The 6,567-nt window shown below is 72.5% G+C and carries 5 protein-coding genes; 2 read left to right on the top strand and 3 right to left on the bottom strand.

All coding sequences use genetic code 11. The annotated features are described in order from the left end of the window. Positions 1 to 174 precede the first annotated feature (174 nt). Positions 175 to 1,083, bottom strand: coding sequence for a ribonuclease H-like domain-containing protein (locus H9645_RS13600; protein WP_191730221.1), 909 nt, complete (start codon positions 1,081 to 1,083; stop codon positions 175 to 177). Next, the gene (locus tag H9645_RS13595) at positions 1,080 to 3,623 is read right to left on the bottom strand and encodes a DEAD/DEAH box helicase (protein ID WP_191730220.1); all 2,544 of its coding nucleotides are present in this window, start codon (positions 3,621 to 3,623) and stop codon (positions 1,080 to 1,082) included. Before H9645_RS13595 ends, H9645_RS13600 begins: the two co-directional genes overlap by 4 nt. Positions 3,624 to 3,862: 239 nt before the next feature. Here H9645_RS13595 and H9645_RS13590 point away from each other — a divergent pair, with 239 nt between their 5' ends. Continuing rightward, positions 3,863 to 4,132 carry a hypothetical protein gene (locus H9645_RS13590; protein WP_191730219.1) on the top strand — a complete coding sequence of 90 codons (270 nt, stop codon included), beginning with the start codon at positions 3,863 to 3,865 and terminating at the stop codon, positions 4,130 to 4,132. Positions 4,133 to 4,257: 125 nt separating this feature from the next. Next, positions 4,258 to 5,646, top strand: a complete 1,389-nt coding sequence (gene dbpA / locus H9645_RS13585; RefSeq protein ID WP_191730218.1) for an ATP-dependent RNA helicase DbpA — start codon at positions 4,258 to 4,260, stop codon at positions 5,644 to 5,646. A 4-nt stretch (positions 5,647 to 5,650) separates the two neighbouring features. Here the strand turns inward: dbpA and H9645_RS13580 are convergent, their stop codons facing one another. Next, positions 5,651 to 6,565, bottom strand: coding sequence for an ATP-grasp domain-containing protein (locus H9645_RS13580; protein ID WP_191730217.1), 915 nt, complete (start codon positions 6,563 to 6,565; stop codon positions 5,651 to 5,653). Positions 6,566 to 6,567: the final 2 nt, after the last annotated feature.

Raw genomic sequence — 6,567 nt, 5'->3', positions numbered from 1 at the left:
CCATCCGGCCGTTCCCGCTGGGGAGCCGCACATATTAGCGCGGTTTCGAAGAACGTCAACACCCTGTGAAGGATCTTCCCGCCTCCGCCCCCCACTCCGTTCCGTGTCGGCCACGTCGTGCGGGGCGCGCATTGTGCACGCTTCAGCCCGGCGTGGGAAGGCTCTATTCGAACTTCATTGCGATGGCGCGACGTCGTCCGCGTCCTGCAACGCCTCCAGCAGCCCGCACAGGCTGCGCAGGTCCTGTGCGTTGTGCAGGCCCACCCGCCGCAGCTTCGAGGCGCTGCCCCCGCGCAGGTAGGCCAGCCAGGCCCCCGGCGCCTCCGCGCCGGGCAGATCGTCTTCGCGCAGCACGCCCAGCAGTTCGCGCTCGGCCGTCGCCAGGCGGCAGTTCGCCCAGACGCCGCGGTAGCGCCGCCGCATCGGATGCAGCAGGTCGAGGTGGCGCAGCGCAGGCAGCGGATCGGCCATGCGCGCCAGGCGGTAGCGGGTGGAAAGCAGCGGACGGTCGTAGCTCTTGCCGTTGTAGCTGAGCAACACGGTCCCGGGCGACAGCCAGCGCGCGAAGGCTTCCAGCATGGCGTCCTCTGCGGCGAGGCGCGTGATGCACAGCTGCCGGATACGCAGGCCGCCGGCACGCCAGTCGGCCGCGCCGATCATGAACGCGCGCGTGCCGGTACCACCGGCCAGTCCCGTCGTCTCGGTGTCGAAGGCCAGCACCCGGTCGCGGGACACCGCCTCCTGGCCGATGCCGTGCAGCCGCAGCATCGCTTCGCCCGCTGCCCACGGTACCCACTGCTCGTGATAGCGCAGGCCCGGGGAGATTTCCTCGCCCGGAAGGGCGCGATCGACGCTGCGCGCCGCGGCCGCGACTGAAGGCGCGCGGACCTTCAGCAGCGTGCGCAGCTGGGCGATGGTCGCCTCGCGGGAAAGGCCAGCGGTCGTCGGTACGCGCAGGGCCGGCGCGGAGACCGGCGCGACGGTCGGAATGCCCTCGCGTGCCATCGCTCGCGGGCGCTCCGCAACCGGCGCCGCTCCCGCCTGGCTGCGCAGCCCCGCCAGCTTCCTGGCCAGCGCGCTCATGCCGCAGCCAGCAGGTCGAGCACGCGCAGTGCCAGCGCGCGCGGCGTGTCCGCGCCGCCTTCGTCGGCCTCGAGGATCGGCCCCACGCAGGCGGGGCAACCGGCGTCGCAGTCGCAGCCGACCACCACCGCGCGCGCCTGCGCCACGAGTTCGTCGCAACGCTCGTACAGCGGTGCAGACAGGCCGATGCCGCCAGGATAGTTGTCGTAGAGATAGATGGTGGGCGTGAAGCGGCCGGGCGCGGACAGCAGCATGGCGCCGCCTCCGTCGCCGGCCAGCGGAATGCCATCGCCGTCGACGCCGACCTCGCCGCCGGGCAGCCGGATTTCAACTGCGTCGGCCGCAGGGTCACCGCCGGCCAGCGCCTCGCCCTGCGCCCCCCGCAGCTGTCCGCGGCCGCGTGCATCCCGACCCGCGAACCAGGCACCGTCACCGCTGCCCACCGCCTTCAGCAGGTCGCGCGATTCCGCCATCACCGCCACCTGGGCCACCAGGTGCAGGGCATGTGCCGCCCCCAGGAACCCGTCCAGCGCCTCGTGCCGCATGGCGAAGGCATCCTCCAGCACGCGCTGCGGCAGCTGCCACCACACCGCGCTGGTGTGCATTTCCTGGTCGGGCAGCGTGACCGGGCCGTAGCCGATGTTCTCGTGGGTGTGGAAGCGGATCTTCTTGTAGCCCGACACGCGCCGCAGCACGTGCACCTCGCCCATGTGCGCGGAGCCCTGCCCGGCCGGCGCCTGTTCGGCGTCGTCGAGCACCTTGAGCTTCGTGTAGTCGATGGCGTCGGTGTAGTAGTCGACCTGCGTGCGGCGCACATAGGCCTTGCGCCCCTCCCAGTCGAGGCGTTCGACCTGGAAGGGGTCGGACTGGACCATGTGGATGGCGCCTTCGTACAGCGTCAGCGCCGCGGCGGAATAGTCGACCTCGGCGATGATCACCTGGCGGCCATCGGTGCGGTCGACGACCACGAAGTTGCCGTCGGCCACCGAGCGCAGGTTCACCGCCTGCGCGGGATAGCTGTCTGCGATCCACTCCCAGCGCTCGCCCTCGTGGTGCAGCACGCCGCTCTCGGCCAGCACCTCCAGCCACGGGCCCGGCTCCACGGGACCGAACCCGTCGCCGTCGCGGAAGGGCAGCTCGAAGGCGGCGCAGCGGATGTGGTCGAGCAGGATCAGCGGCTGGTCGGGCTCGATCCGCGCGTGCTCCGGGCTGGCCGCGGCGAAGAACTCCGGATGCCGCACCACGTACTGGTCCAGCGCCTCCGAACTCGCCACCAGCACGCCCAGCGAGGCCTGCTGCCGGCGCCCGGCGCGACCAAAGCGCTGCCAGGTGGCGGAGATGCTGCCCGGATAGCCGTTGAGCACCACCACGTCCAGGCTGCCGATGTCGACGCCAAGCTCCAGCGCCGAGGTGCTGACGATGCCGTCGATGCGCCCGGCGCGCATGTCCTGCTCGACCGCGCGCCGCTCGGTCGGCAGGTAGCCGCCACGATAGGCACGGATGCGCCGCGGCTTGCGCGGGTCGTGGTCGAAGACCTCCTTCAGGTACTTCGTCAGCACCTCGACCATCGAGCGCGACTGGCAGAACACGAGCGTCTTCAGGCCCGCACGGATCGCCAGCCGCGCGATGCGGTTGGACTGCGAGCGCGCGGAGGCGCGGATGCCCAGGTCCGGGTTCACCACCGGCGGGTTCCACAGCAGCACGTGGCGGTCGCCGCGCGGCGCGCCGCTGTGCTCGATCACCTCGACATCCTCCACCGCCGCCTCGATCAGCGCGCGACCGTGCTCGCCGGCGTTGCCGATGGTCGCCGAGCACAGGATGAAGGTCGGCGACGCGCCGTAGAACGCGCACACCCGCTTCAGCCGCCGGATCACGTTGGCGACGTGGCTGCCGAACACGCCGCGATAGGTGTGCACTTCATCGATGACCACGTAGCGCAGGTTCTCGAAGAACTGTGCCCACTTGGTGTGGTGCGGCAGGATGCCCTGGTGGAGCATGTCGGGATTGCTGACCACGATGTCGCTGCTGACCCGGATCGCGCGGCGCGCGTCGCCCGGCGTATCCCCGTCGAAGGTGGCGGCGCGCAGCCCCAGGTCGCCGGCGGCGTTGAGCTCCAGCAGCTCGCTCACCTGGTCCTGGGCCAGCGCCTTGGTCGGGAACAGGTACAGCGCCTTGCCGCGCTCGGCCAGGGCGCTGGCCACGACCGGCAGCGTGTAGCAGAGCGATTTGCCCGACGCGGTGGGGGTGGCCACGACGAGGTGGCGCCCGGACCGGGTCGCGTCCCAGGCCCGGGCCTGGTGGCTGTACAGGCGCTCGATGCCGCGTGCCCGCAACGCACCGGCGAGGGCTTCGGGCAGGTCGTCGGGAAACGGGGCGTACTCGCCGTCCTGGCCCGGCAGCACCAGGCTGCCGGTCACGCGACCCGGATACTTGGCCTCGAGCCTTGCGGCCAGCGTGCCGCCACCCGGCGCGTCATTGGCTGCGGCACCGTGCCGGTCGGAAAAGGCGAGCCCTCGGGCAGGCGTGGCGATCGCGTTCAATGCAGGCTCCGGCGGCGGGGGCCGCGATGCTCCCGCGGCCGCGTCTCACCGGCTGAGACCCGGGCCCGCCGCCGCATTTCGTGCCGGCTCCGGCGCCAATCCGGCTGGCGCCTGACCGCAGGCGCCGGGCTTCCGCGGTTGCTTGGAATCGACCCGGGACGCGCCCTGCCGGCCGCACCGTTGCCCTCGCGTTGACGCACCCCGGACCACAGTGGGCCTCCGCCCGATGGAGCCCGGTCATGGCCAAGTCCAATCCCACCCGTCCCAACGCCCCCAGCGACGAATCCAGCCTCGACGACGGCACCGACCTGCCCGAGACCCGGGGCCCGGCCCTGAAAGACCCGCGCGCGACCGCGGCCATCGACAACATCGGCGTAGATCAAGGCGCCGATTTGCTGGACGTGGCGCTGGACGACCAGCCCGGCGACGTCGACGCCGACGGCCGCTCCTTCGCCGACGACGTGCGCAGCGACACGATCAGCGACGACGAGGCGCGCGAGCGGCGCTGACGCCCCCTTCACCCCGCGGGGCTACCCGGGCAGCGGCTGCAGCGACGGAGTCCGGCGCGCTGCAGAGACCGGTCCGGCCGTGCGCCTCGCCCCTCCGGGTGGCCGATGCTGCGATCATGAGCGGCATGGACACCCCGATTCCTCCCGCGTTCTCCACCCTCCCGCTGCCCGAGGCGCTGCTGCGCGGCGTCGATGCGCTCGGCTACGCCGCGATGACCCCGGTGCAGGCGCAGTCGCTGCCGCCGATCCTCGAGGGCCGCGACCTCATCGCCCAGGCGCCTACCGGCAGCGGCAAGACCGCCGCCTTTGGCCTCGGCCTGCTGCACCGGCTGGACGCCGGCGCCGTGCAGACCCAGGCCCTGGTGCTGTGCCCCACGCGCGAACTCGCCGAGCAGGTGGGCGGACAGCTGCGCAGGCTGGCCACCGGCGTGCCGAACGTGAAGCTCAGCGTGCTCTGCGGCGGCATCCCGCTGGCGCCGCAGCTGGCCTCGCTGTCGCATGCGCCCCACGTCGTCGTCGGCACGCCCGGACGCATCCTCGAGCTGCTCGCGCAGGGCGCGCTCGACCTGCGCGGCGTGCGCACCTTCGTGCTCGACGAAGCCGACCGCATGCTCGACATGGGCTTCGAGGACCAGATCCGCGACATCGCGCGCCAGGTGCCGCGCGACTGCCAGCGCCTGCTGTTCTCGGCGACCTTCCCCGACGCGATCCGCACGCTCGGCAAGGCGATGCTGCGCGACCCGGCCGAGGTCAGCGTCCAGGGCGCCGCCCACGCCCCCGCGATCGAACAGCGCATCGTCGACGCCGACCCGGCGCGCAAGGCGCCGCTGCTGGCCGCGCTGCTGCTCGAGCACCGGCCCGAATCGTGCGTGGTGTTCTGCAACATGCGCCGCGACGTCGACGAGGTCGCGGGCTCGCTGGCGCACTACGGCTTCGACGCGCTGGCGCTTCATGGCGACATGGAGCAGCGCGACCGCGCCGAGACCCTGCTGCGCTTCGCCAACCGCAGCTGCAACGTGCTGGTGGCCAGCGACGTCGCGGCGCGCGGCCTCGACATCGACGACCTGGCGGCGGTGGTGAACTACGACGTCCCGTCGGATCCCGACACCTACATGCACCGCATCGGCCGCACCGGACGCGCCGGCCGCACCGGCCTGGCGCTCACGCTGTGCACCCCGGACGAGCTGCGCCGGATGGAGGCGATCGAGGACCACCAGTTCCGCACCCTGCCGCGCGAGCGCGGGCAGCCGGTGGACGGCCGGCCCAAGGGCGTGCCGAAGGCCGCGATGGCGACGCTGCGCATCGACGCCGGCAAGGGCGACAAGCTGCGCCCCGGGGACATCCTCGGCGCGCTGACCGGCGATGCCGGGCTGTCGGCGAAGGCGATCGGCAAGATCGACGTGCAGGCCACGCGCTCCTACGTCGCGATCACCCGCGCGCAGGCGCCGCAGGCGCTGGTGCGGCTGCGCGAGGGGAAGATCAAGGGACGCCGCTTCCGGGTGTCCGCGCTCTAGGCGCCTACAGCCGTTCGGCCAGCGCCGCGGCGAAGGCCGCGCCGCGGCCGGGATCGACGCCCAGGTAGAAGTCGGGCTCGATCAGTTCGGCCTCCATCAGCAGCCAGCGGCCGTCGGCGTCGGGCACCATGTCGATGCGCGCGTAGAGCAGCGGCTCGCCGATCGCGGCCAGGACCCGTTCCGCCAGCGCGAGCGCGCCTGCCGGCGGCTGCGCGAGCACGGTGTAGCGGCCGCCGAAGGTTTCCTGCACGCGGAAGTCGCCGGGCAGCGGACGCTTGTTCACCACGTGCGACAGACGGCCGCCGAAGTACAGCAGCGAGGTTTCGCCTTCGTCCAGGATGGTGGGCAGGAAGGGCTGCACCATGATGTCCGCCGCGTCGTCACCGCCGCCGTCGCCACCGTCCGCGGCCTGCCCCAAGCGCGCCAGCACCGCGTCGATGCCGTCGCGCCCGAAGCGCCACGTCTTCCATGCACCACCCGACACCGACGGCTTGGCGATGAGCTCGTCCGCGCCGGTGGCCTCGAATACCTGCTCCAGCTGCGCCCGTGCCAGCCGCCGGCTCCACGCCGTGTGCGGGATCGCCACGCCCTCGCCGGCAAGCCGCGCCAGGTAGCGCTTGTCCGAGTTCCAGGACAGCACCGCGGGCGGGTTGGACATCGGCAGGCCGGCCTCGTCCCAGGTGCGGCAGGCGCGCAGCCAGCGCGCGTGGTCGACGTGGTAGTTCCACACCAGCAGCGGCAGCACGTGCGCGAACCCGTGCAGCCCGGACGCGTCATCGACGTGCTCCGCCCACGGCGTCGGCACCGCGCGGATGCCCTGCACGGCCAGCGCCGACTGCAGGCGCGCCAGCACCGGCGGCCAGACCTCGGCGTGGTCGCCATGGGCGGGATCGGGCACGAGGATCGCGACCTCGATCATGC

It is taken from the genome of Luteimonas colneyensis, assembly GCF_014836665.1.
Taxonomy (GTDB): Bacteria; Pseudomonadota; Gammaproteobacteria; order Xanthomonadales; family Xanthomonadaceae; genus Luteimonas; species Luteimonas colneyensis.
The sequence above is the reverse complement of the archived record's forward strand: the minus strand, read 5'-3'. Positions and strand labels throughout refer to the sequence as shown.

Bases quoted from the DNA above. Each gene is read 5' to 3' on its own strand.
- H9645_RS13600 (WP_191730221.1), bottom strand. From the start codon at position 1,083: ATGAGCGCGCTGGCCAGGAAGCTGGCGGGGCTGCGCAGCCAGGCGGGA.
- H9645_RS13590 (WP_191730219.1), top strand. From the start codon at position 3,863: ATGGCCAAGTCCAATCCCACCCGTCCCAACGCCCCCAGCGACGAATCC.
- H9645_RS13580 (WP_191730217.1), bottom strand. From the start codon at position 6,565: ATGATCGAGGTCGCGATCCTCGTGCCCGATCCCGCCCATGGCGACCAC.
- dbpA (WP_191730218.1), top strand. From the start codon at position 4,258: ATGGACACCCCGATTCCTCCCGCGTTCTCCACCCTCCCGCTGCCCGAG.